23 protein-coding genes and 4 pseudogenes are annotated in these 23,431 nt (G+C 61.9%); 17 read left to right on the top strand and 10 right to left on the bottom strand.

Annotated features, from left to right (window positions below; genetic code table 11):
* Window positions 1-572: 572 nt before the first annotated feature.
* The 9 genes and pseudogenes from X738_RS75765 to X738_RS75730 all read right to left on the bottom strand — a co-directional run bounded on the left by X738_RS75765 (window position 573) and on the right by X738_RS75730 (window position 6,514).
* Window positions 573-1,097 (bottom strand): hypothetical protein, encoded by a 525-nt coding sequence (locus tag X738_RS75765; protein ID WP_031256686.1) that lies wholly within the window; start codon window positions 1,095-1,097, stop codon window positions 573-575.
* Window positions 1,098-1,132: 35 nt separating this feature from the next.
* Window positions 1,133-1,693, bottom strand: a complete 561-nt coding sequence (locus X738_RS75760) for an RNA polymerase sigma factor (protein WP_023803146.1) — start codon at window positions 1,691-1,693, stop codon at window positions 1,133-1,135.
* Between the two features lie 36 nt (window positions 1,694-1,729).
* Window positions 1,730-2,011, bottom strand: coding sequence for a hypothetical protein (locus X738_RS75755; protein ID WP_023803145.1), 282 nt, complete (start codon window positions 2,009-2,011; stop codon window positions 1,730-1,732).
* Between the two features lie 79 nt (window positions 2,012-2,090).
* A pseudogene (locus X738_RS83660) lies at window positions 2,091-3,079 on the bottom strand (IS5 family transposase).
* Between the two features lie 72 nt (window positions 3,080-3,151).
* A pseudogene (locus tag X738_RS75750) lies at window positions 3,152-3,482 on the bottom strand (thioredoxin reductase); the annotation flags it as partial.
* 69 nt (window positions 3,483-3,551) lie between these two features.
* Window positions 3,552-3,824: a hypothetical protein gene (locus X738_RS75745; protein WP_023803140.1), complete on the bottom strand. Its 273-nt coding sequence runs from the start codon at window positions 3,822-3,824 to the stop codon at window positions 3,552-3,554.
* 67 nt (window positions 3,825-3,891) lie between these two features.
* Complete coding sequence (locus tag X738_RS75740) at window positions 3,892-4,896, bottom strand: CobW family GTP-binding protein (protein WP_023803139.1); 1,005 nt, start codon at window positions 4,894-4,896, stop codon at window positions 3,892-3,894.
* A 24-nt stretch (window positions 4,897-4,920) separates the two neighbouring features.
* Window positions 4,921-6,096 (bottom strand): CobW family GTP-binding protein, encoded by a 1,176-nt coding sequence (locus X738_RS75735; protein ID WP_023803138.1) that lies wholly within the window; start codon window positions 6,094-6,096, stop codon window positions 4,921-4,923.
* Window positions 6,089-6,514 (bottom strand): Fur family transcriptional regulator, encoded by a 426-nt coding sequence (locus X738_RS75730; RefSeq protein WP_023803137.1) that lies wholly within the window; start codon window positions 6,512-6,514, stop codon window positions 6,089-6,091. Before X738_RS75730 ends, X738_RS75735 begins: the two co-directional genes overlap by 8 nt.
* Before the next feature lie 100 nt (window positions 6,515-6,614).
* Between X738_RS75730 and aztA the strand changes: the two genes are divergently transcribed.
* From aztA to X738_RS75670, 13 genes and pseudogenes are all read left to right on the top strand, one after another.
* Window positions 6,615-7,472, top strand: coding sequence for a zinc ABC transporter ATP-binding protein AztA (aztA, locus tag X738_RS75725; protein ID WP_023803136.1), 858 nt, complete (start codon window positions 6,615-6,617; stop codon window positions 7,470-7,472).
* Window positions 7,472-8,346, top strand: a pseudogene (gene aztB / locus X738_RS75720) (zinc ABC transporter permease AztB). The gene aztA and the pseudogene aztB overlap by 1 nt, the downstream one beginning before the upstream one ends.
* Before the next feature lie 17 nt (window positions 8,347-8,363).
* Window positions 8,364-9,374, top strand: a pseudogene (locus X738_RS81305) (metal ABC transporter solute-binding protein, Zn/Mn family).
* Window positions 9,375-9,461: 87 nt separating this feature from the next.
* A complete protein-coding gene (gene aztD, locus X738_RS75705) occupies window positions 9,462-11,243 on the top strand; it encodes a zinc metallochaperone AztD (RefSeq protein ID WP_023803130.1) in 1,782 nt (593 codons plus the stop codon).
* Between the two features lie 86 nt (window positions 11,244-11,329).
* Window positions 11,330-12,553: a zinc metallochaperone GTPase ZigA gene (gene zigA / locus X738_RS75700; RefSeq protein ID WP_031256675.1), complete on the top strand. Its 1,224-nt coding sequence runs from the start codon at window positions 11,330-11,332 to the stop codon at window positions 12,551-12,553.
* Window positions 12,550-12,735 (top strand): hypothetical protein, encoded by a 186-nt coding sequence (locus tag X738_RS81300; protein WP_023803128.1) that lies wholly within the window; start codon window positions 12,550-12,552, stop codon window positions 12,733-12,735. The genes zigA and X738_RS81300 overlap by 4 nt, the downstream gene beginning before the upstream one ends.
* 12 nt (window positions 12,736-12,747) lie before the next feature.
* Entirely contained in the window at window positions 12,748-13,416 is a 669-nt protein-coding gene (locus X738_RS75695) for an arsenic resistance protein (protein WP_023803127.1), read from the top strand.
* Window positions 13,410-13,637 (top strand): hypothetical protein, encoded by a 228-nt coding sequence (locus X738_RS81295; protein ID WP_023803126.1) that lies wholly within the window; start codon window positions 13,410-13,412, stop codon window positions 13,635-13,637. The genes X738_RS75695 and X738_RS81295 overlap by 7 nt, the downstream gene beginning before the upstream one ends.
* 298 nt (window positions 13,638-13,935) lie before the next feature.
* Window positions 13,936-14,967, top strand: coding sequence for an ABC transporter substrate-binding protein (locus tag X738_RS75690; RefSeq protein ID WP_023803125.1), 1,032 nt, complete (start codon window positions 13,936-13,938; stop codon window positions 14,965-14,967).
* On the top strand, window positions 14,964-15,992 hold the full coding sequence (locus X738_RS75685; protein WP_023803124.1) for a FecCD family ABC transporter permease: 1,029 nt from the start codon (window positions 14,964-14,966) through the stop codon (window positions 15,990-15,992). The genes X738_RS75690 and X738_RS75685 overlap by 4 nt, the downstream gene beginning before the upstream one ends.
* On the top strand, window positions 15,989-16,807 hold the full coding sequence (locus X738_RS75680) for an ABC transporter ATP-binding protein (RefSeq protein ID WP_023803123.1): 819 nt from the start codon (window positions 15,989-15,991) through the stop codon (window positions 16,805-16,807). Before X738_RS75685 ends, X738_RS75680 begins: the two co-directional genes overlap by 4 nt.
* Window positions 16,808-16,811: 4 nt before the next feature.
* Window positions 16,812-17,621, top strand: coding sequence for a class I SAM-dependent methyltransferase (locus X738_RS75675; RefSeq protein ID WP_023803122.1), 810 nt, complete (start codon window positions 16,812-16,814; stop codon window positions 17,619-17,621).
* 176 nt (window positions 17,622-17,797) lie between these two features.
* Window positions 17,798-18,355 carry an ABC transporter substrate-binding protein gene (locus tag X738_RS75670; RefSeq protein ID WP_023803121.1) on the top strand — a complete coding sequence of 186 codons (558 nt, stop codon included), beginning with the start codon at window positions 17,798-17,800 and terminating at the stop codon, window positions 18,353-18,355.
* 45 nt (window positions 18,356-18,400) lie between these two features.
* On the opposite strand, the gene X738_RS75665 is transcribed toward X738_RS75670, so the two are convergent.
* On the bottom strand, window positions 18,401-19,105 hold the full coding sequence (locus tag X738_RS75665) for a hypothetical protein (protein ID WP_023803120.1): 705 nt from the start codon (window positions 19,103-19,105) through the stop codon (window positions 18,401-18,403).
* Window positions 19,106-19,703: 598 nt separating this feature from the next.
* Between X738_RS75665 and X738_RS75660 the strand changes: the two genes are divergently transcribed.
* The 4 genes from X738_RS75660 to X738_RS75645 all read left to right on the top strand — a co-directional run bounded on the left by X738_RS75660 (window position 19,704) and on the right by X738_RS75645 (window position 23,422).
* The gene (locus X738_RS75660; protein ID WP_023803119.1) at window positions 19,704-20,636 is read left to right on the top strand and encodes a TauD/TfdA dioxygenase family protein; all 933 of its coding nucleotides are present in this window, start codon (window positions 19,704-19,706) and stop codon (window positions 20,634-20,636) included.
* A 24-nt stretch (window positions 20,637-20,660) separates the two neighbouring features.
* The gene (locus X738_RS87765; RefSeq protein ID WP_023803118.1) at window positions 20,661-21,746 is read left to right on the top strand and encodes an ABC transporter substrate-binding protein; all 1,086 of its coding nucleotides are present in this window, start codon (window positions 20,661-20,663) and stop codon (window positions 21,744-21,746) included.
* 67 nt (window positions 21,747-21,813) lie between these two features.
* Window positions 21,814-22,644, top strand: coding sequence for an ABC transporter permease (locus tag X738_RS87760; protein ID WP_023803117.1), 831 nt, complete (start codon window positions 21,814-21,816; stop codon window positions 22,642-22,644).
* Window positions 22,634-23,422 (top strand): ABC transporter permease, encoded by a 789-nt coding sequence (locus X738_RS75645; RefSeq protein WP_023803116.1) that lies wholly within the window; start codon window positions 22,634-22,636, stop codon window positions 23,420-23,422. The genes X738_RS87760 and X738_RS75645 overlap by 11 nt, the downstream gene beginning before the upstream one ends.
* Window positions 23,423-23,431: the final 9 nt, after the last annotated feature.

The following is a 23,431-nucleotide window of genomic DNA, read 5'->3' as shown; positions in this document are numbered from 1 at the left end:
TCGAACGATGGTTTACGCGGCAATACAATTTCAAGATGATCTACATCCCTGAGCGCCATGAAAGTGCCTTGGGCGACAGTGCCTCGGCGCGATGCACTCCACCCGGGCAGTGTGGCCGCGTCCCCGGCATCTGATGCGACGCCGGTCGACGGCTTTGCCCGAACGGTGTACTGCATTCGCATACAGCCACATGCAATTCTTGAGCGAGAGCGTATAGTGATGCCCAACACGGTGCGTCGCACCAGTCCTTCGAGCGCCAATTGTGCACACTCGGGCGGCGCCACGATCCTCAGCTTGATCCGATCTTCTTGCCATCGAGGCTCCACGTCATCCGACGCGTGTGAACTCCAGCTCATGCCAGCCAGCGCGCCACCTACGATAGCAAGGCGCCCTATAACCGAAGAGAACCACCAACAAACCATGTTCCACAGAGATCTCTGGTGCCGCACCGCACCGCCAGTCGACAACGAACTGCTCCCATTGTAGCCGACGCCGCAGGTCACCAGCCCTGCTCGCCTTTTGGGTAACCACTCGGCGACCCTGTCGAATTTGTCCTGTGAAACAAGCAAAGGTCATTTCCTCAGGCTGCGTATTTCGGTCTCGATCCGTCGAGCTGCGCGGCGGTTCAGTATGACCACGAAAACAAGGAAGGCAAAGGTCAGACTTCCTCCGACAAGCGCAAAGATCGGACGCTCGGGATTTGCCATCCAGTAGCCGAGATAGACCAGGACAAACCCGGGCACCATCGGCCCGACATACCAGAGCCAGGCCGAGCGAAGAAGGTCGCGCTCCCGCTCCAGCCGGAACGTCAGATAGTCTATTCCGCTTGCCGCCATGTCGGCGTCGGTGCGTGTGCTCTTCCTGAAGATAAGCAGCCCGACGATCACCATGCCGAGCGCCAGCGTCGCAAATCCTGCGCCCACGACCCAATCAGCCACGGTACGGGCGGCAAGGAATGTGACTACGCTCATGACCAGAAGAAATGCCACTGCGACACCTCCCGCAACATATTCCAAGGTGTTGCGACGCTTTGTGGTCCGGCTCAGGGCGGCGTGTCGCGCCTTGATCTCGTTGAGATTGATGGTCGCGGTCGTCACGGGCTGTTCCTTCCATGAATGTTGGGATCGGTCGCTCATCGCGTTGCCTCCAGGGTAAGCTGGCCGGCCAAAAGGCGTTTGATGCGGCTGATGCGGGTCGCTACGGCGCCCGCTGAAAGACCGGAGACCTCGGCGATGGTGGCGGCACTCTCGTCTTCCAGGTAGAGGATCATCACCTGCCGATCGACCGGCCGCAGGCGGTGGAGCATTGCGTGGATCTGCGCCAGCGCCAGCCTGTCGGAGATTTCTATCTCCGGAGAGGGACGCGGGTCCGCTCCAATCTCTGCCGCGGACTGATCGAGGCTGATCATGTCTTTCCGGCGTCGGGCTCGCCCGACATGATCGGCGGTCACATTGTGAGCCACGCGGTAGACCCAGGTCCTCAGCGAGCAGCGTCCGTCGAAAGACTTCAGGCTGCGCCAGACCTGAAGATGGATGTCCTGCACAAGGTCCTGCTGCTCGGCGGGATCGGATTCATATCCTGCCGCCAGCCGCGCCAGCGCGCTGCCCAGCATCTCTACCGTCAGCGCGTAGCGTCGATCGACGTCTTCCGGCACGGCCGGCTCGGCATCGCCTGTCGTGTCTTGGTGTATCATGGTCATGTTCAGATAGTCGTGCCGGGGTGGAATTTCTTACACGGCGTCGAAGCAGGCCTGGAGCAACCGCAGGCCCTCTTTGATGTCTGCCGTGGGAATGGCACCATATCCCAGCATGATCCCGGCTCGTGGGGTCCCACTCACCGCAAACGACGACAGCATCTGGACAGCGACGCCGCAATCAGCGGCGCGACGGGCGACCGCTGTCACTTGGTCGACTGACATTGTTCGAGCCAGGGCGGTGAGATGCAGCCCCGTTGCTGACGGAATGAGCTCCAGGTGGTCGGCGAAACTATTCGCGATGGCGTCCGCAAGCATCTCGTGCCGTTCCCGGTAAACGGGGCGTTGGTGCACGGATCTGGAGCATGACGGATCTCGATCTTTGATGACGCGCGGGCTACGCTTCCTTTGCCTGGCGGGCGGATTTCGGGCGTGCGCAGGCAAGCATGCGGTTGAGGACGGTGCAGCCGATGGCGACTTCGGTCTGCTGAACCGGAAGCGATCGTGCCCGCAAACGCCGCCCGATGATCGACTTGTATCGCCCTATGGCGGTCTCGACGAGCGAGCGTTTGCCATAACCGTTGGAGGCCTGCCATTTCATCCGGCCGTCTCTGCTAATTGCAGCGATATGCTGGTCCCTTTGGTCGGAAGGTCGATCGTCGATCCGTTCGACCGCGTTGACGCGAGGCGGAATGACGATGGCGACAGCCGCGCTGTGATTGATGACTGCGTCGTAAGTTGACTTTCCATCATAGGCACCGTCGGCAGTAAACTGTCCGATCGGACCGCCAATCTGGTCGAGTAGTGGCGCAACTTGAGAGACATCGCCAGTGTCCTGATCAGTCAGGGTATGGGCAATGATCTCGCCGCTGTCGGCATCCAGTGCCAGATGCAGCTTGCGCCAACTGCGACGGGATCTGGCGCCGTGTGCTTCTCCTCCAGCCACTGGCCGGCACCGTAGACCTGCAGGCCGGTGCTGTCGACAAGAACATGCACTGGTCCCTCCGGCGGAACCTGGCGATCATGCCGTTTGTTGGGCGATTGCCATGTCCGCGCCCGACGGCTCAGGGTGGTATGATCGGGGACAGCGAGCGCCAGCCCTATCAGCTGCAGCACCGATTCCAGCAAACCTTCTGCCTGGCGTAGCCGCAGGCCAAACACAAGGCCCAGCGTTAAGGTGGTCTCGATCGCCAGATCAGAATAGCGGTGCTGGCCGCCACGTGTCTTGCGTCTTGGCGCTTGCCACCTGGACAGGGCTTCCGGCGTCACCCACAGGGTCAAACTGCCCCGATGACGAAGTCCTGCCTCATATTCTGGCCAGTTCGTCACCCTGAACTTCATCTTCTCGATACGATGACGGCGGGCGCTATTGTGTTTGAAAGGCATGACTAAACGACAAGGGCTGTTGCGGTTCCGTCCTGCCTAACCCAGACCCCTAACGATCCGTGCACCAACGCGCCAACGATCCGCTAGCCCTTCAACTTCCGGCAACGCATCGGAAACCCCAGTGGCAAAGAAGAGTCGGTCGCCCTCAGCCATGTTCCCGTCGGCCAGCGTCACCTTGAAGGCGTCACGTATTCCCTCTGCCCTTTCGGCCGTTCCGTCCATCCAGCTCAACGTCTTGTATTTTAACAGCTGCTCACGTGCACGATTGGCGATCTCAGCAGGATCGGCACCGTCCTGTGTCAGGAAAACCATGCGAGTGGCTGGCGAAGCGGTTGCGACGCCGCCCGGCATCGATGACGAGGACCTGGCGCCGCGCGCGGAGCAATTGCAGGGCGGCCGCCATTCCGGAATAGCTGCCGCCGATGACGATGACGTCGTATTTGCATGATTGATTCCTTCAGGCTGGGGCAGCTCAATTCGGACCGCCGCCAGCATCAGAGACATCCTCACTTGTCACCTCGGTGATCGGCCTGTGAATTCGGATCGTTTCGATCTTTTCGCCCGGGCGCATGATGCCGATCACGGTCTCGATGTCAGGACAATCCTTGTCGCGACAGGCGAGCTCGGTGATGGAGACGACGACGTCGTCGTGGAGCTTGCGAAGCTCCCGGACCCAGGCCTTGATCTGTCGGGACTTCTCCGGAAGCGCCCGGCGCGGCGCAAAAGGATTTGCAAAGAGGCTCAACTGGTGGCTTTCAATGATCGTGGTCGCTGCCGCCGCGTAGGGAGACCGCAAGCTCAGGTGTTTGATCCTATGCGCTCAGCGCGGTGGCGGGATCAGGTTGCGCCCGACACTTCAAAAAGCCGTCCTCGATAATGTCCCTGGGCATGTTGCGGCCGATGAAGACGAGACGGCTGACGCGCGGCTCGTCCTGCTTCCACGGGCGTTGGTGGTCGCCTTCGAGCAGCATGTGAACGGCTTGAACGACGAAGCGATCGTCATCATCCTTGAACGACAGGATGCCCTTCATGCGCAGGATGTCGAGGCCGAAGCGCTGCGTGATCATCTGCACCCAGGGCAGGAATTTCCTCGGATCGAGCGGCTGCTCGGTCACCAGCGAAAAGCTCGTCACATGGTCGTCATGCTCGTGGTCGTGATCGCCATCGAGGAAATCCGGCTCGATCTCCAGGACGCGATCGAGATCGAAGGCGCCGCGATTGAGCACCTGGTCGAGCGGTACGTCGCAGCGCGTCGACTGCCTGATCGTCGCAGTCGGGTTGATCTTGCGGATGCGGGCTTCGACCGCGGGCAACTCCTCGGCCGTCACCAGGTCCGTCTTGTTGAGAATGACGATGTCGGCGAAGGCGAGCTGCTCCTGCGCCTCGTGAGCCTTGTCGATCTCGCCAAGTAAATGTTTCGCGTCGACCACGGTGACGATGGCGTCCAGCTTGGTCTTCTGGCGAACGTCGTCGTCGACGAAGAAGGTCTGGGCGACGGGCGCGGGGTCGGCGAGACCGGTGGTCTCGACAAGGATCGCGTCGAACCGATCCTTGCGCCGCATCAGCCCCTCGATGATGCGGATCAGATCACCCCGGACGGTGCAGCAGATGCAGCCATTGTTCATCTCGAACACTTCCTCGTCGGCGTCGACGATGAGGTCGTTGTCGATGCCGACCTCGCCGAATTCGTTGACGATGACGGCGTATTTCTTGCCGTGCTGCTCGGAGAGGATGCGGTTGAGCAATGTCGTTTTGCCGGCGCCGAGGTAGCCGGTAAGCACCGTGACGGGCGTTTGTTCAGCAGGTTGGGCGGACATGGTCATCTCCTGTTGTTCGTTTGGTCAGTTGGTCAGGGCGCGCGCCAATTGGGTCGCGCCCGTCCTGAAAGTGTCTGCAACAGCCGAGGCGAGCTGCCTCAGCGCCCGGCCTGCCTTGATCGGCTTGCCGTCGAGAGCGGCTTCAAAGAGCTCCCGAACCGGCTCAGGGTCGATGCCGTCGGTGATGAAGACGAGGCGGGTACAGCGATCCGCGCTTGGCCAGGCGTCGAGGATTGCCGGCGGGTAGATGACGTGCTGGACCACATGAATGACGCGGGGGCGTTCCGGCTCATCGCGGTCGTGCACAAGACCCTTGACCCTCAGCAGTCGGGGTCCCGCGGACATCGACAGCAGGTCTAGAAACCTTCGGAATGCGTCTCGTCCGATCGGCAGCTCGCGGGTGATCGCAAAGGTGCGGATTCGTCCGCCGTGACGTGCAAACGGAGATGCTCCCGGCTTGGCGGTCCCGTTCGAACCGTGACCGCCATCACCGCGGATGGCTTCCTCGAGCGCCAGCCAGCCGATCACGTCATCGCCGAGCGATGCGGGTGCATAGACGCGTCGCTGAAAGAGCCCGGCTGGATCGAATCCGCCCTGGTGGGAGTCGTCGATCGGCGCAGCCGGATTGAGCGCGGTCAACCGTACCCTCAGGCTCTCTATATCCCGGATCGTGGCCGGATCGCGCGCCAGATCGGACTTCGTCAGAACGATGCGGTCGGCGAAGGCGATCTGCTTGGCTGCCTCAAAATGGTTTTCGATCGACAGTTCACCGGTGACGATGTCGACGAGGGTGACGACGCCCGCGAGTTCGTAGTTTCGAGCGACAAGATGATCGCGCAGACCAAGAGCCGGCGCGCCGCCCGGCATAAGCTGATTCACAAGCGGCGCTGGATCGGCAAGCCCGGTCGTCTCGATGATGACACGGTTGAAGAAGACCTCGCCAGCTTGCGTAAGGACGTGAAGCTCGTGAAGCGTCCATCGAATGTCGCTGCCGATCGTGCAACAGAGGCATCCTGTTGTCGTGCGGGCAACCTGCGTCTCGCCGACGCGCACAAGATCATGGTCGAGCGCGACATCTCCGAATTCGTTGATGATGACAGCCGTGTCGCAAAAGGCGGGATCGGCGAACAGCCGGTTGAGAAGCGTCGACTTTCCGGCGCCGAGAAAGCCGGTCAACACGAAGACCGGTGTCTTATCCATGGGCGCAGGTCACGCACAGGCCCGACAACTCGACGGTGGCGGCCTTCGTGCGAAAGCCTTCCTTCCTGGCAAGTCGGCGCAGCACGCACTCCAGCGCATCATCATGGAACTCTTCGGCCCGCCCGCATTTCGTGCAGATCGCAAAGATCGCATGACCGTCTGAGCCGCACCCGGCGCGCGTGCAGAGCGCGAAGGCGCTGAGGCTCTCGATCTTGTGGGCGGTGCCGTCTTCGATGAGTTGTTCCAGGGCGCGATACACCTGGAGCGGAGAGCGCAGCCCATCCTCACGCAGAAGCTCAAGCAGTTCGTACGCGCTCATCGGCTTTTGGGCTTGCTCCAAAGCCTCGAGCACGAGCTGACGATTCCGCCCGTGTCTGCGGTTCGTGGCTTCAGGCGGGGCTGTGATGGTGGTGCTCATGGGGTGATGATATAACGTTTTCGATTTGACGAACGTAATAACATAACGTAGTCGACCGTCAAGAGCGGGAGCCGCATCGGCTTCCGCAGGGACGGAACGAATGTCTGCATGCGTGAATTTTGAGAACCTGACGCTGGGCTATAACAGCCACCCGGCGGTTCATCACCTGAACGGGGTGGTCGCCAAGGGGTCGCTGACGGCGGTGGTCGGGGCCAACGGTTCCGGCAAGTCGACTCTGATGAAAGGCATCGTCGGCATCCTGAAGCCGATGGCCGGCGCATGCACCGTCGCGCCGGGCGTGAAGCTCGCCTATCAGCCCCAGCAATCGGAACTGGACCGCTCCTTTCCTGCCCGTGTCGTCGACTTGGTGTCGCTCGGCCTGTGGCCACGGCGCGGTCTTCTCGGCCGCTATCGTCCGGAGGACCGTGAAGCGGTCTCGCAGGCGCTGTCGGCGGTCGGAATGGAAGGTTTCGAGAGGCGGCCGATCGACACGCTGTCGGGCGGGCAGTTGCAGCGCGCGCTGTTCGCGCGCGTGCTGGTGCAGGATGCGGACCTCATCCTGCTCGATGAGCCGTTCAACGCAATAGATGCGCGAACCGTGTCCGACCTGATCGATCTCATCAAGCGCTGGCAGGGAGAACAGCGCACCATCATGGTCGTTGTCCACGATCTCGATCTCGTGCGGCAGCATTTTCCGGACGCCTTGCTCTTGGCCCGCCGTCCCGTGGCCTGGGGCGACGCACGAAAAACGCTCGCACCCGAGAATCTACTGCGCGCGTGGGAGTTCCACGAGGCATGGGATGAGGATGCGCCATGGTGCGCGCCCGAAGAACATGTCCCCAGCGACGCGCATGCCCACGATCATCATCTTGCGCATGGTCATCACGATCTGCCGCACCCCGGTCCCGTCGAGCAGCCGGCGCAAGCGGGCAATGCCGGTCACAGAGGCGCGGCCTGATGCTTGCCGTCTATGACTACCTGATCGCACCGTTCGTTGAGTTCGCCTTCATGCAGCGGGCACTCGCTGGAGCGTTGATGCTGTCGGTCAGCGCCTGCCCGGTCGGTGTGTTCCTGATGCTTCGGCGCATGAGCCTTACCGGGGACGCCATGGCCCACGCGATCCTGCCCGGCGCAGCCACCGGTTTCCTGCTTTATGGCCTGCAAATCGTTCCGATGACGCTTGGCGGACTGGCCGCCGGCGTCATCGTGGCGCTCGGTGCCGGTGCCGTATCCCGCCTGACGATACAGAAGGAGGATGCCTCGATGGCCGCCTTCTATCTGATCTCGCTGGCGCTTGGCGTACTGATCGTATTGCTGCGCGGCTCGAATGTCGATTTGATGCACGTGCTGTTCGGCACGGTGTTGGCCCTGAACAACGATGCATTGAGCCTGATCGGCACGATCACGGTTGTGACTTTGGCGGCCCTTGCGATCTTCTGGCGCGGTCTGGTCGCGGAATGCCTTGATCCGCTGTTCCTGCGCTCGGTCTCGCGTCTCGGACCGCCGGTCCATTTCATCTTTCTGGGACTGGTCGTGCTGAACCTCGTCGGCGGCTTCCAGGCGCTCGCACGCTGCTGTCGGTCGGCCTGATGATGTTGCCGGCCGCGGCCGCGCGCTTCTGGACCTCGCGCGTCGAGCCCATGTGCCTGCTGGCGGTCGTGATCGGCGCCGCCTCCTGCATCTCCGGCCTACTCCTTTCCTACCACGCCTCGCTGCCCTCGGGGCCGGCGATCATCCTGTCGGCGGGTGTGGTCTATCTGCTTTCCATTTTTGCCGGCACGCGTGGCGTTCTCGCCACGCGCGTCCGGCACTCATCCCACCGCACCGCCTGAACAAAGGAGTCGATCGAATGTCCAGAATGCTGAAGCTTGCCGCCGCCGTGAGCGTCATAACATCGTTTCCCGCCGGACTTGCCACCGCCTCGGCCGAGAATCTGAAGGTCATCGCCAGCTTCTCGATCATCAGTCGCCGTTCGGTCCCACCAGCGTGGTGATGTCGACGCGGTCGCCGCCGACTTGTCTCGCGAAGGCTCATGTCTACTCACCCAAGCCGGCAGATGCCGCCGCCGTCGGCGCCGCCGACGTGGTGCTGGTCAACGGCCTCCAGTTCGAGGGTTTTTTGCAGCGTCTCGTCGAGGCGAGCGGCACCAAGGCGCCGGTCGTGGAACTGACCAAGGGCGGCGAGGTGTTGCGTAACGCCGAGGAAGAACACCATCACGGCGGCGAGGAAGCCAAGGAGGGCGAAGAGGGCCACGACCACGCCGCCGAGGAGGCAAAAAGAAGGGCACGATCACGGCCATGAGAAAGGTCATGGCCATCACCATCATGGCGAATATGATCCGCATGCTTGGCAATCGGTCCATAATGCCGAGGTCTATGTGAAGAACATCGCCGATGCCTTCTGCACGGCCGACGCGGCCGGCTGCGACACTTACAGGGCCAATGCCGAGGCCTATGGCGAGAAGCTCGAGGCACTGGAGACGGAGATCAAGGCGGCCGTGGCCGATATCCCCGAAGGCAAGCGGGTCGTGATCACCTCGCACGATGCCTTCGGCTATTTCGAGCATGAATACGGCATCAAGTTCCTCGCGCCCGAAGGTGTGTCGACGGAATCGGAAGCCTCAGCCGCCGACGTCGCCGCACTCATCAAGCAGATCAGGGAAGACAAGGCTTCGGCGATTTTCGTCGAGAACATCACCAATCCACGCCTGGCCGAGCAGATCGCCAGCGAGACTGGCCTGAAGGTTGGCGGTGAACTCTATTCCGATGCGCTGTCGGACGAGAGCGGACCGGCACCGACCTACATCGACATGATCAAGCACAATGTGAGGACGATCAAAGGCGCCATCCTCGGAAGCTGAGCGCTTGCGCGCGATTGGAAAAGGCGGAGCAAATCCGCCTTTTTCTTCGGATCAACTCGGTTATGTAATAACATTAAGGAGAGAAAGATGAAGTTGAAGTTCGCGTCAGCCACGGCAGTCGCTCTGGTCCTTTCAATGTCGGCAGGAACTGCCCATGCGGAGGACGTCACCGCATGGCGTCTTTTCGTCACCGACCGCGAACAGCCGAAGGTGACCGTCATAGATGCCGTCAAGGGCGAGGTGCTCGATACTTTTGCGCTCAAGGGTCCCGCATCGCTCTACCGTAGCACGAGCGGCCGCACCGTGTTCGCGGTGCAGGGCGATGCTGGCAGCGTCACGTCGATCTCGAGCGGCATCTCCTTCGATGACCATGGTGACCACGGCGACATCGACGTCGAGGCGCCGAAGCTGACGGGCACCGAGATTGCAGGTGAGAAGCCCTCGCACTTCGTTGAGCATGACGGCGTGTTCGCCGCTTTCTTCGACGGTGAAGGTGTCGGCAGGATCATTTCGGAGAAGGCAGCGCTGGAGGGGAAGTCCGAGTTCAGGGAAGTGAAGACCGCCGCGCCGCAGCACGGCGTCGCAGTCGCCTATGGCTCGCATGTGCTGTTGTCGGTGCCGAACAAGGAAAAGCCGGACGAGCTCCCGGTCGGTATCGGGACCGTTGACGCCACCGGCAATCAGGTCGACGAGACTGCCGCCTGCCCTGACCTCCATGGCGAGGCCTCGTCGGGCAATATTCTGGCCTTCGCCTGTGCAACGGGTCTGCTCGTCGTCACGCATGGGGACGGAGCGCCGGAGATCCAGCATCTACCTTATGCGGACAGTCTGCCGGACGGCAAGTCCACGACGCTGATCGGTGGTCGCGGACTGCAATATTTCCTCGGCAATTACGGCCCCGACAAGGTGGTGCTGATCGACCCGACAGCTAAAAGTGACGCTTTCCGCCTGATCGAGCTGCCGACGCGCCGCGTGCATTTCGCCGTCGATCCGATCCGGGCGAAGTTCGCTTATGTCTTTACCGAGGACGGCCAGTTGCACCAGCTCGATGTGGTGTCCGGCACGATCACCCAGTCGCTCAAGCTGACCGGTCCATACTCGATGGAGGGTCACTGGAACGATCCTCGTCCGCGTGTCGCAGTCGCCGGCGACAAAGTCGTTGTCACCGATCCGCTGAAGGGCGTCCTGCACCTAGTCGATGCTGCTACCTTCGCCAAGGCAGGCGAGATCGCCGTCGAAGGCAAGCCCTACAACATCGTGGCCGTCGGCGGAAGCGGCAAGGTCCACGATCAAGAAGCTGAGAAAGATCACGCACATAGCCACGATCCGGCGGTCCAGCAGATCTATAAGGGCTACTTTGAGGACGGGCAGGTGAAGGACCGCGCCCTGTCGGACTGGGCCGGGGAATGGCAGTCGGTCTATCCCTATCTGCAGGATGGGACACTCGATCCGGTCATGGCGCACAAGGCAGAGGGCGGCGACCAGAGCGCCGACGAGTATCGCGCCTATTACGAAATCGGCTATCGGACCAACGTCGAGCGGATCAAAATCGATGGCGACACGGTAACCTTCTTCGAGGGCGGGAAGCCGCTCGAAGCCCGCTATGTCAGCGATGGCCATGAGATCCTGACCTACAAGAAGGGCAATCGTGGCGTTCGCTTCATCTTCAAGAAGACCGAAGGTGACGCAGCAGCGCCAGAATACATCCAGTTGAGCGACCACAAGATCGCGCCCGAGGCAGCCGACCACTATCACCTCTACTGGGGCAACGATCGTGCGGCCCTGCTGGAGGAAGTGACGAACTGGCCGACCTACTATCCATCCTCCCTGAACGCGAAGGAGATCGTGAGCGAGATGATGGCGCACTGACCGCAGCGTCTTTCGCTCTCGTTTGCGCCCGCGCCACACAGGCCGGGCGCGCTCCTTCCATACGTCCGTCAGTCCAAGACGCCGCCATGCTCGACACAGCCAAACCTCAAAACCGTCTTCCCGTCACCGTGCTCTCCGGTTTTCTCGGCGCCGGGAAAACTACTCTTTTGAACCACGTCCTCAACAACCGAGAAGGTCGCCGTGTCGCCGTCATCGTCAACGACATGAGCGAGGTCAACATCGATGCCTCGCTCGTGCGCGATGGTGGCGCGAATCTCTCCCGGACGGATGAGAAGCTGGTCGAAATGACCAATGGCTGCATTTGCTGCACGTTGCGCGACGACCTCCTGAACGAAGTGCGTCGCCTCTCCCAGGAAGGTCGCTTCGACTATCTGCTGATCGAGGGCACTGGCATCGCCGAGCCGCTGCCGGTCGCCACCACCTTCGATTTCCGCGACGACAACGGCGAAAGCCTGTCGGACGTCTCCCGCCTCGATACGATGGTGACGGTCGTCGATGCGGCCAACCTTTTGAAGGACTATTCCTCGCAGGACTTTCTGCGCGACCGCGGCGAGACGGCCGGAGAGGGCGACGACCGCGCCCTGGTCGACCTGCTGGTCGAGCAGATCGAGTTCGCCGACGTCGTCGTGATGAACAAGGTCTCGGACGCCGAGCCGCACGATCTCGACCTTGCCCGCAAGATCGTCCGCTCGCTCAATCCGGATGCGGAGCTGATCGAAGTCGACTTCGCGCAGGTGCCGCTCGACAGGGTTCTCAACACCGGCCGGTTCGATTTCGAGAAGGCCGAGCAGCACCCGCTCTGGTTCAAGGAACTGAACGGCTTCAAGGACCACGTTCCCGAGACCGAGGAATACGGCATCCGGTCTTTCGTCTATCGCGAGCGGCGGCCGTTTGACCCGATGAAACTCAAAGCCTTTGTCAATAAGTCATGGCCTGGCGTCGTGCGCGCGAAAGGTTTCTTCTGGCTGGCCACACGTCCGCACTATGTCGGCGAAATCAGCCAGGCCGGCGCGCTCATTCGCACCGGCAAGCGCGGCCTGTGGTGGGCCTCGGTGCCGAAGCACCAGTGGCCGGACCATCCTGAATGGAAGGCCAGCATGAAGCCCCATCTCGACCCGATCTGGGGCGACCGTCGGCAGGAGATCGTGTTCATCGGCTGCGACCCGATGGACGAGCAGCAAATCCGTGCGGAGCTGGATGCCTGCCTCGTCGAGGAAAAGGACTTTTCACCTGGGCGGTGGCGCGACCTCCCGGATCCATTTCCAAGCTGGGAAAGACAGGCAGCATGACCAGGATTGCCGGAGGGGCGGGTCCGACATCGACCGAAACCATTCACAAGAAAGGCATCGGTCGGGCAATGCGCCGCTTCCCTGCGGGGTTTGGCGTCACCATCCTTCTGGTGGCGTCGATCTTCACCGGCGCAATGCTCGGGCGCATCTCTCCGACGACCGGCGAGGTCCTTGGCGGTTAGGTCGACTATACAGTGCTGCTGCTCGTCGGCCTTCTGATCCTCGAGGTTCGGTTCGAGACGCTGCGCAAGGGCCGGTCGAATATCCGCTTTCTCTCGATCGCCTGGATATCGAACTTCGTTTTCGTGCCTGCAATCGGATTTGTGATCGCATCCCTGTTCCTGTCCGGGCAGCCGCTTTTCTTCACCGGGCTGGTCATCTATTTCATGGCGCCCTGTACCGACTGGTTCCTCGGCTTCACCCGCCTTGCCAAGGGAAACACGGCGCTCGGTGCCGTGCTGCTGCCGATCAACATGATCACGCAGCTCCTGCTCTATCCAGTCTACCGTTACCTCTTCGCGGAGGGCGTCGCACCGGTCGGCGCCAGCGCGAACGAGGATACGCTACTTCAATGGTTCCTCGCCCCGTTTGCGACCGCCATTGTGCTTCATCAGATCTTGAAAGCCGTCCTACTGCCGGCACTCTTCTCCCGGTTGCTCGCATGGGTGGGCGTTGCGATCCCCTTCGTGATCGCGCTTCTCATAATGGAGATATTCGCTCGCAATATCGGTGTCATGATCGAACATGCCTCCATCTTTGCAATCATGCTGGCGGCGATCTTCCTGTTCTTCGTCGCCACATTCGTCGTCGGGGAAGTCGTCTCGAAGATCACCGGGCTTCGTATCCGGAGCATGCATTGCTGACCATGACCACGGCGGCACGCAATGCACCGATAATGCTGGGCCTGACGGCCATCGCCATGCCCGACCAGCCACTGGTCTATGCCGCAATGATTTTGAGTGGCCGATGGTGTGCCATGTGCCACTTCACGGTGCTTTGTGCTGCCTTATTTGCGGAGCGCGCTAAGAAAGCAATGCCGATTCGGTCGACCAACAAGCAGTTCCAAGATACGAGCGCGAGGTAAACGTTGGAAACGCCCAATTGTCGTGGCCGAATGCGTCATGCCACTGCACCATGTCGTGCGGGAGGAAGATGGACGGCGGATATTCGCGAGCCAGGAGACCTGCCGTCACATATCGATCCATCGTCACGGGCGGGGAAGCCCGGAACAGGAGCATGAAATGAAGATCACCAGCGCCTCGCGGCGTGGACCGACGCTGCCTTTCCCGAAACCTGTCGATTGTTCGATCGTGCGGACGGCCTGACCGTCCTTCCGATCGTCACGACTCGCGCGGCTTCCAATCCGTATTCGGGGATAGTCCATGACATCGTTTTTCAAGACGCCGCTGCGTGCGGCTCTCCTTGTCGCTTCTTTCGCGCCAGCTACCTTTGCCGCCCAGGCCCAAGCTGCCGAAACCACCTATCCGCTGACGCTGGAAAACTGCGGCCACCAGATCACCTTCCAGAAGGCGCCGGGGCAAACCGTCTCGATCGGCCAGAGCAGCACCGAAATCCTCTATCTGCTGGGCCTCGCTGACAGAGTCGTGGGTACCGCGCTCTGGGTCGGCCCGGTCTTGAAGGACTACGAGGAGGTCAATTCCAAGATCGACCGTCTGGCAGACAACGATCCGAGCTTCGAGAGCGTGCTCGCCAAGAAGCCGGACATCATCGCCGTCCAGTTCCAGTGGCAGGTCGGTCCGGAGGGCGTGGTGGCCAAGCCGGAGCAGTTCGAGGAACTGGGTATTCCGGTCTACACTTCGCCGTCCGATTGCGTCGGCAAGGAGAACTCTGCGGCAAGCGACGGCGTGCGCCACCAGGTCTTCACCATGGATCTCGTCTATAAGGAGATCCGCGAACTGGCGCAAATCTACAACGTCCAGGACAAGGGCGAAGAGGTGGTCGCCGACCTGAAGGAACGTGAAGAAGCGGCCCGTGCCAAGGGCGCGTCAGCCGAGGGCAAGCTTTCGGCCGTCTTCTGGTTCTCGAGTGCCGCCGATGCCGATCCGTATGTCGCGGGGAAGAATGGCGCGCCGGGCTACATCATGTCGGCACTCGGTATCGAAAACATCATCAAGGCCGACGACGAATGGCCGACGGTGGGCTGGGAAACGATCGCCAAGGCTGATCCGACGATGATCGTTGCAGGCTCGATGGGGCGCCGCCGCTATCCGCTCGACAGCCTTGAGGCCAAGCTCGAGTTCCTGAAGAGCGATCCTGTTACGACCCTGATGCCGGCGGTGAAGGATGGCCATGTCTTCGACATGGACGCACAGGCCATGAACCCCACGATCCGCACGATTGAGGGCATTGAGGCGCTGGCCGATGCTATCGCCAAAGCGGGCCTCGCCAAATGAGCCTGACGCTGACATCGATCGGACGAACAGGCGCGGCTTTCGCCGCGCTCGCCATCCTGCTGACGGCCCTCTGGATGGGAGCGGCGATCGGCGAGACGGCCGTTCCGTTCTCAACCGTGGCACAGACGGTAGCAAACCGGCTTTGGAATGCAGGCTATCCTTTGGAGCCGATCGACGAAGGCATCATCTGGAGCTATCGCCTCAGCAGGGCGGTTGTCGCCGCCGCCTGCGGTGCCGCACTTGCACTGTCCGGCGCCGTGCTGCAATCGCTGCTGCGCAATCCGCTGGCCGACCCTTACACTCTCGGCATCTCCGCCGGCGCCTCGACGGGTGCTGTCAGCGTTGCGATCCTCGGGTTCGGAGCCGGCATGCTGACGTTGCCACTCGGCGCCTTCCTCGGTGCGATCATCGCCTTCGTGCTGGTCAGCGTGCTGGCGGTGAAGGCAGGGCGCGGCACGGCGACGATCATTCTCGCGGGCGTGGCCGGCTCGCAGCTCTTCAATGCGCTCACCTCGTTTATCGTCACCAAGGCGGCGACGGCGGAACAAGCCCGCGGCATCATGTTCTGGCTGATCGGAAACCTCTCCGGCGTGCGCTGGCCGGATGCCTGGCTGGCTGTACCGGCCGCGCTCGTCGGCCTCGTCGTCTGCCTCTGGCATGCGCGCGCTCTGGATGCCTTCACGTTCGGCTCGGAATCGGCCGCTTCGCTCGGCATCTCGGTCAGGCGCACCTATCTGGCTTTGGTCGGCGTCTCGGCGATGATGACCGCCGTCATGGTCTCCATCGTCGGTTCGATTGGCTTCGTCGGTCTGGTCATCCCCCATGCGGCGCGCATGCTCGTCGGCGTCCGCCACGGCGTCTTGCTTCCCGCAGCCGCGCTGATCGGAGCCGTCTTCATGATCGTTGCGGATATTCTGTCGCGGACGCTGATTCCCGGCCAGGTGCTGCCGATCGGCGTGATCACCGCGCTCGTCGGCGCTCCCGCCTTCGCACTCATTCTCGGACAAAGGAGGGGCCGCGCATGACGCTCTCGGCCAGAAACGTCTGGTGGTCCGCCGGTGGAATGGAGATACTCAGGAATGTCTCGCTGACCGTGGAGGCCGGCGAGTTTCTCGGAATCGTCGGTCCGAACGGTTCCGGCAAGACGAGCCTGATGTCGTTGCTTGCCGGCATCCGCAAACCGAAGTCGGGCGAGGTCCTCCTGGAGGGCGCGCCGATCGGGGCTCTTTGCCGGCGTGTCATTGCGCAACGTCTTGCACTGGTCGAGCAACAGGCGGAAACCGGGGAACGGATCACGGCGCGGCAGGCGGTCGAACTCGGTCGTACCTCCTATCTCGGACCGTTGTCGCCATGGTCGTCGCAAGATTGTCACATCGTCGATGCGGCGCTTGAAAACGTCGACATGGCGCATCTCGCCGGCAGGCTCTGGCACACGCTTTCCGGCGGCGAACGACAGCGCCTGCACATCGCCCGCGCGCTTGCACAGGAGCCGAAGATCCTTCTGCTCGATGAACCGACCAATCATCTCGACATCGGTCACCAGATCCGTCTTCTCGATCTGGTCCAGCGCCAGGACCTGACGGTGGTCGCGGCGCTCCACGATCTGAACCACGCCGCCATGTTCTGCGACCGGATCGCAGTCATGCAGGGTGGCCGGCTGGTGGCGCTCGGCCCGCCCCAGGAGGTGCTGACCGAGGACCGTGTCCGGGACGTGTTCGGCGTGGATGTCGAGATCGAACAGGATTGCGACGGCGTCTGCCATATCCGTTTTCGGGCGCGGCGTCCGCAGGCACGGTCCGATGTCGTCCGTTCGGCAAGGCGTGCCGCCGTGGGAGCCTGACGCGATGGAGATGCGCAACTATCACCTGAAGGAAGATATTCGCGAATACTGGTCAAAGCGTTCAGCGACGTTTGATCTCGCGTTCGGTCACCGCATTCCGCCGGGCCCGGAATTGGACGCCTGGGCGGCGGCGGTAGACTCTGCGATCGGGCCGGGCCCGCAGAAGGTGCTGGAACTCGCCTGCGGCACAGGCGAGGTGACGAATGTCCTGCTCTCGCTGGACCACGAAGTGACGGCGCTCGACTTCTCGGAAGCCATGCTCGGCGTGGCCCGTGCGAAGCACGCCGGCAACGCGCGGGTACGTTTCGTTCTCGCCGATGCCGAGCGCACCATGGAACCCGACGACAGCTATGACGCGGTTATCTGCCGGCATCTCGTCTGGACGCTGACGGAGCCCGAACAGGCGCTCGCCGACTGGTTCCGGGTGCTGAAACCGGGCGGAAAGCTGCTCGTCTTCGACGGTGACTGGACGAAACCGACGCGCGTCGGACGGCTGGCTTCGCTGGCCGTCCGGTGGATAGAGCACTTCATCGGCCACGATCCATATTATGACGGTGCCATGAGCGAGAAGCATGCTGACGTCATGACACGTCTGCCCTTCTGCGAGGGTCTGACGGCGGAACGCCTTCAGCCCCTGGTGCAAGCTGCAGGCTTCGAAAACGTGGGGCTTCCCTCGCACCGGTCGATCGCCATCGCTCAACGGAAGACCGCGGACCTGAGGAACAGGCTTCGGACCCTGTTCTACCGTCGCTTCATTCTCGTTGCTTCACGTCCTATCGGCACAGCGCCAGGACAACCAGAATTCACTCGCTGACGGTTACAAAGGCTCTTACGTGAAATACAGTCTTGCATCATACATTTCAGCGGCATTTGTCGCTTCGACTCTGTATCCTTCGGCGGGGTTCGCCCAGGAAACGCACTATCCGTTGACGATCGAGAACTGCGGCCGCACGCTCATCTTTGACAAGGCGCCAGAGCGCGCCGTCGCGGATGGACAGAATTCGGGCGGAAGTGTTCTACCTTCTAGGCCTCGGCGACAAGGTGGTGGGCACCGCCCTTTGGATCGGGCCGGTGCTCGAGGGGTTCGAGGAGGTGGACGCGCGCGTTCCCCGCATTGCCGAACTCGATCCTAGTTTCGAGGGAATCCTGGCAACGAAGCCTGATTTCATCACGACGCAGTTCCAATGGCAGATCAGTTCGGAAGGCGTGGTGGCAAAGGTCGAACAGTTCGAGGAACTGGGTATTCCGGTTTATACGGCGCCCGCCGATTGCCATCTCAAGGGCAAGCAGGCCACCGGCGAACCGCCGAAGTTTTCGATGCAACTGACCTATCAGGAAATCCAAGAGATCGCGCGTATCTTCAATGTCTCCGGTCGTGGTGCAAAGGTCGTAGCCGGCCTGAAAGCGCGCGAGCAGACGGCAAAGGCCCGGATTGCGTCGCTGAAAGGTGAGGTATCGGCCGTCTTCTGGTACTCCAGCGCCAAGCTGAATTGCGGGCGACACCCAGATTGGACTTGGTCTGCTCGATCGCGAGCCCGGCCAGCTTGAGGTCGTTTATTTCCTGGGCAAAGCGAGCGCGCAGCCGATCGGTGATCAGCCCTTGCGAGAGCGTTGTGTTGAGCTTGGTGATCGCGGTGGAGGTTGTGTTTTGAGCGCGTTCTCCAAAGCATCGATCTGCTTGCGCCGCTCGATCTCCGCGATGAGGTCCTCGGCGACGCCCGCTAGCCACTGCTGGTCCTTTAGTGCGGTGAGTTCAGCGCGACGCGCTTGTCGCCCGGGGTCCTCGTCCGCGGCTATCAAGCCGAATAGGACTAGGCTGTGGGCCTGTCGGACGAAAACGGCCTCCTCGAAGCGTTGTCCGGCATCCGCCCGCTCGAAGTCGTCAAGCTTTACATCGCTGCCTTGAGCGGTTTGCCACCGCCGGCGCCAGCTTTCTTCCCGCGGAAACCCGGCTGCTGCGAAATAAAGCAGCGGATCCAGATCGATCTTGCGCCGGGAGGGGAAAGCGAGAGCACCACCGGCGCGTACGCGATCTGCGCCCTGCATCTTGCCTGGTAAATAGAGCCTCGACGTTTCCGTGTGGGTTTCGTCGCCCTGGCGGTCGTACTCGCGACGGTGGCCGCTCCAAGCCAGGTAATCCGAAAGTCGGTAGCCGGCGACCTTATCATCGATGATGACTTCGTCGGCCTCGGTTACACTGAATTGGTCGGCCGCGCGATCCGCCGCGTCGGCAAGTCGGTAATAGCCGGGGTGGGCGGCGATGAACTCATTTGCCGTATGTGCTACCCCCTCAATCATGGCCCCGGGGGCGGCCCTAGCAGCCTTCCTCATCGCTGAAACATAGGCAGGGTCATAAAGCGTATCGGCATCCGCCTGCAGAATAACACCTCGCGCGCTGCGCGTTCACTGGCGACGAGAACACCGCGATGCCGGGGTGGGACGTAGCCGCGCTCGGTTTCGTGTGCGAGGAACACCCTGTCTGGACTCGCGCGTTGGATCGCTTCCATTACCTCCAAGGTTCGATCTGCGGAACCGTTATCGACCAGGATCAGGGTCGCGTCCGCTGGCGTCGAAACATCGGGCCAGCGAATGGCTCTGGGAACGAGCTTCAGCGGAAGTCTTTTCCCCCCAGACGCAGAACTTTAAACGTCTATTTCTATGGAATTTATAGAATTTAGTCTTGGATGAGAACTCGTCATTGCCCGCTGCGTCCTGGCGGGCCCTTACCTGATTGGCCAAATCGCAATTAGCGATTTCGGCTGCCGAGCAAGACAGCCCGCCATTACCTATGACGGCGGGTTACCCACGTCACCAAATCCCATCCGCCGATCGCTGCGCGGCCGGTGCACGGCGGAGCGTTGCAAGCAGCGTGCCGTTCAACAGATTGGAGACTTTCATGACTAAGCCCACCCTCGTCGATCAGATCATCCCGGACACCGATGTCATCCCGCTTACCGGCCGTGTCGGTGCTGAGATCAAAAACGTCCGCCTTGCCGGCGATCTGCCTGCGCAGACAGTCACTGCGATCAACCAGATCCTGTTGCGGCACAAGGTCGTCTTCTTCCGCGATCAGGCGCATCTCGATGATGCCGAGCAGGAAAGCTTTGCCCAGCGCCTCGGTGATCTCGTCCCCCATCCGACCGTCGGCGCCATCAAGGGAACGGCGTCCATCCTGGATCTCGATTCCAGTCGCGGCGGCGGCCGCGCCGATCAATGGCACACCGACGTCACCTTCGTGGATGCCTATCCGAAATTCTCCATTCTGCGTGGCGTCGTCATCCCGGCGGCAGGCGGCGACACGATCTGGTCGAACACCGCTGCGGCCTACGACAGCCTGCCGACCGAGTTGCAGCGTCTCGCCGACACGCTCTGGGCCGTACATAGCAACGTCTATGACTACGCCGCAGTTCGACCGCGCGCGACCGCCGAGGAGAGGAAGCACTTCGACGAAGTCTTCACCGGCACGATCTACGAGACGGAGCACCCGGTGGTCAGGGTGCATCCGGAGACCAGCGAGCGCACCCTGCTTCTTGGCAACTTCGTTCAGCGCCTGGTCGGCCTCTCGAAGAGTGATTCGCAACGGCTCTACGAGGTTTTCCAATCCTACGTCACCGCGCCGGAAAACACCGTGCGCTGGCGTTGGAAGGCCGGCGACGTGGCGATTTGGGACAACCGCGCCACGCAGCACTACGCGGTCAATGACTATGGCGATCAGCACCGTGTCGTGCGGCGCGCCACGGTCGATGGCGATGTTCCAGTCAGCGTCGACGGCCGCCGCAGCGTCACCCGAGTCAAGGTCGCGAAGCCCGCGACGGCCAAGGCTGCCTGAACCCACGACAAAGGAATCACGATCATGAAACTGCGTATCGCCGCGACCATAGCCGCCCTTTTGGCCTCGCTCGCATCCGCATCGGCCGAGGAACTGACCATTCGCTTCGGCTATCCGGGCGTCGGCTTGGACAACCGCCAGTATTCGCAGGGCGACGCGACCTCCTATGCCCGCGCCCGCGAGTGGATCGAGAAGGAATTCGCCAACGACAAGAATATCAAGGTCACCTGGACCTACTTCCGCGGCGCTGGTCCCGCCCTCAATGAGTCGGTGGCGGCCGGTCAGCTCGACTTTTTCCTGCTCGGTGATCTGCCGGCCATCGTCGGCCGCTCGCGTGGCCTCGATCATAAATTTCTGTTCGCCACAGGCCGGCACCAGCCGATCTATCTCGCCGTGCCGGCGGCCAGCGAAATCAAGTCGATCGAGGATGTGAAAGGCAAGAAGGTGGCGCTCTTCAAGGGTACCAATCTCCAGTTGGCCACAGACCGCGTGCTCGCCGTGCATGGCCTCACCGAGAAGGATGTCCGTTTCATCAATCTCGACACCAACGCGGCCGTTCCGGCCCTGACGTCAGGCAATGTCGACGCGGTGTTCGGCGGGCCGGAATATCTGGCGCTCGCCAAGAAGGGCATCGTGAAGATCGTCTACTCGACCAAGGGCGATGATCCGACGCTCGGCCGCAACTCGTCTTACCTGGTGACGACGGAATTCGAAAAGGCCAATCCGGAGGTGACTCAGCGGGTCGTGACCACCTTCATCAAGGCGACCGCTTTCGCCACCGAGCCGGCCAATCGCGACGAGGTGTTCGATGGCTGGTCCCTGTCGGGCTTTCCGAAGGACACCTTCGCGACCGATTTCGATGGGGACACGCTCGCCAATCGGCTCAATCCGCTCATCGATGATTTCGTCATCGCCCGCTACAAGGACCAGGTCGCCGGAGCCAAGGCTTATGGCCTCGTAAAGGGCGACGTCGACGTCGATGCGTGGCTTGAACCCAAATATCTCAACCAGGCGCTCAAGGATTTGAAGCTCGAGAATTTCTGGTCGAGCTACGACGCCAAAGGCGCTGTCGCGCGCCTCGGTGAGCTCGACAAGAAGCAAATCAACTGACGATCTTCTCGGCCCGTCGTCCGCGACAGGCCGAGGGCTCGCCTACGCATATCGAGACGGGAAGCCCATGAGCCTCATTCTTTCGGAAGGCCGTCCCCTCGCGGCCCGCGACGCGGCGTCGCGTGTGCCTCCCATCCTCACCAACATTGCACTCGGCGCATCCTTTCCTCTCGCTCTCCTGCTCGCCTGGACCCTCTCCTCCCGCTATGGCTGGCTGCCGCAGCAAATTCTGCCAGCTCCGAGCCTCGTCTGGGCGACCTTCCTCGACCTCCTGCGCGACGGATCGCTTCTGGACCATACGGTGCAGAGTCTCAGGAGGGTGTTCGTCGGCTTCCTGTTCGGCGCCGTCTTCGGCCTTTCCGTCGGCGCGGCGATCGGTCTCTTGCCGAAGGTTCGCGCCTATGTCTGGCCTGTCTTGACCGCGATCACCCAGGTAAATGTGCTCGCCTGGCTGCCACTGCTCATTCTCCTCATCGGCATAGACGAGGAACTGAAATATGTGTGCATCGGCTGGTCCGCGGCAATCCCGATTATCCTCGGCACATCGCGCGGGATAGCCAATATCCCGCCCGCGCTGGTCGAGCTCGGCCGTGTCCTGAATTTCAGCCGGCGCCAGAATCTGGGCATCATCGTGCTTCCGGCGTCCTTGCCGTCGCTCTTCACCGGCCTTCGCGAGGGGCTGGCGGCGGCCTGGCAGAACCTCGTCATCGTCGAGCTTTTCGCCTCGTTCGAAGGGCTCGGATACCTGATGACCTGGGGACGGCAGCTCTTCCAGCTTGAGCTGGTGATCGTCGCCATGCTGGTGATCGCCGCGATCGGGCTCGCGCTGAACGCGGTCCTTCAGGTGCTCGAGCGCTTCGTCCAGCCGTGGGAACTGGAGACCAGCGATGGCCGCTGAAGTCATCCGGCGCATCGTCGATAGTGCCACGAGCCGCCATTGGCGGACCGTTATCTCGTTTATCGCCGTCTTTCTGCTTTGGGTGGCGTCGACGCGTTTTGGCTGGGTCGATCTCCGCTTTGTGCCATCGCCGGGCGCGGTGTTCGATCGGGCCCGAACCGAGTTCACGACGGGCACGCTCCTCTTCGATATCGCGGAAAGTCTCAGGCGCAATCTGACGGGGTTCACGATCGGTGCCTCGGCCGGCCTGCTGCTCGGCCTTGTCCTCGGCTTTTCACGCACCGTGGAGCGGGTCGTCGGCCCTACCTTGCTCGCCTCGCGCCAGGTCGCCCTCTTCGCTTGGGTACCGCTAATCTCGGTCTGGTTCGGCGGAGCGGACGCCGGCAAGATCGCCTTCATCGCGGTCGCCGCGTTCCAGCCCGTCGTGATCAATACGTGGCAAGGCGTGCGCGGCATCCCGGCGAGCTATCGCGAGCTTTCCGATGCGCTGCTTTTCAGTCGTGTGGATTTTGCCCGGCTCGTCGCCATTCCGGGCGCGCTCCCGGCGATCTTCACTGGCCTCCATGCCGCGCTGATCTATGCATGGCTCGCGACGCTCGGTTCCGAGCTCTTCCTGAACGTCACGCCCGGCATCGGCGGACGATTGAACGAAGGAAGCCAGCTCTTCGAGACAGACCTCCTCTTCCTCGGGATCATCGTGCTTGGCGCGATTGGCCTTTTCTACAACAGCTTAGCCCTTTGGCTGGAAAACTGGCTTCTTCGACGGAGAACCCGATGAACAAGATCG

The organism is Mesorhizobium sp. L48C026A00, from assembly GCF_000502375.1.
In the GTDB taxonomy this organism is placed as follows: Bacteria; Pseudomonadota; Alphaproteobacteria; order Rhizobiales; family Rhizobiaceae; genus Mesorhizobium; species Mesorhizobium muleiense.
This window is presented reverse-complemented; position numbering and strand designations above follow the sequence as displayed.

Coding starts and splice junctions, on each gene's coding strand:
- X738_RS75755 (WP_023803145.1), bottom strand. CDS start 2,011: ATGCTTGCGGACGCCATCGCGAATAGTTTCGCCGACCACCTGGAGCTC.
- X738_RS75735 (WP_023803138.1), bottom strand. CDS start 6,096: ATGGATAAGACACCGGTCTTCGTGTTGACCGGCTTTCTCGGCGCCGGA.
- X738_RS75675 (WP_023803122.1), top strand. CDS start 16,812: ATGGAGATGCGCAACTATCACCTGAAGGAAGATATTCGCGAATACTGG.
- X738_RS75670 (WP_023803121.1), top strand. CDS start 17,798: ATGGACAGAATTCGGGCGGAAGTGTTCTACCTTCTAGGCCTCGGCGAC.
- X738_RS87765 (WP_023803118.1), top strand. CDS start 20,661: ATGAAACTGCGTATCGCCGCGACCATAGCCGCCCTTTTGGCCTCGCTC.
- X738_RS75730 (WP_023803137.1), bottom strand. CDS start 6,514: ATGAGCACCACCATCACAGCCCCGCCTGAAGCCACGAACCGCAGACAC.
- X738_RS75665 (WP_023803120.1), bottom strand. CDS start 19,105: ATGATTGAGGGGGTAGCACATACGGCAAATGAGTTCATCGCCGCCCAC.
- X738_RS75680 (WP_023803123.1), top strand. CDS start 15,989: ATGACGCTCTCGGCCAGAAACGTCTGGTGGTCCGCCGGTGGAATGGAG.
- X738_RS75760 (WP_023803146.1), bottom strand. CDS start 1,693: ATGATACACCAAGACACGACAGGCGATGCCGAGCCGGCCGTGCCGGAA.
- X738_RS75740 (WP_023803139.1), bottom strand. CDS start 4,896: ATGTCCGCCCAACCTGCTGAACAAACGCCCGTCACGGTGCTTACCGGC.
- X738_RS75660 (WP_023803119.1), top strand. CDS start 19,704: ATGACTAAGCCCACCCTCGTCGATCAGATCATCCCGGACACCGATGTC.
- X738_RS75685 (WP_023803124.1), top strand. CDS start 14,964: ATGAGCCTGACGCTGACATCGATCGGACGAACAGGCGCGGCTTTCGCC.
- X738_RS87760 (WP_023803117.1), top strand. CDS start 21,814: ATGAGCCTCATTCTTTCGGAAGGCCGTCCCCTCGCGGCCCGCGACGCG.
- aztA (WP_023803136.1), top strand. CDS start 6,615: ATGTCTGCATGCGTGAATTTTGAGAACCTGACGCTGGGCTATAACAGC.
- X738_RS81300 (WP_023803128.1), top strand. CDS start 12,550: ATGACCAGGATTGCCGGAGGGGCGGGTCCGACATCGACCGAAACCATT.
- X738_RS75645 (WP_023803116.1), top strand. CDS start 22,634: ATGGCCGCTGAAGTCATCCGGCGCATCGTCGATAGTGCCACGAGCCGC.
- zigA (WP_031256675.1), top strand. CDS start 11,330: ATGCTCGACACAGCCAAACCTCAAAACCGTCTTCCCGTCACCGTGCTC.
- X738_RS75690 (WP_023803125.1), top strand. CDS start 13,936: ATGACATCGTTTTTCAAGACGCCGCTGCGTGCGGCTCTCCTTGTCGCT.
- aztD (WP_023803130.1), top strand. CDS start 9,462: ATGAAGTTGAAGTTCGCGTCAGCCACGGCAGTCGCTCTGGTCCTTTCA.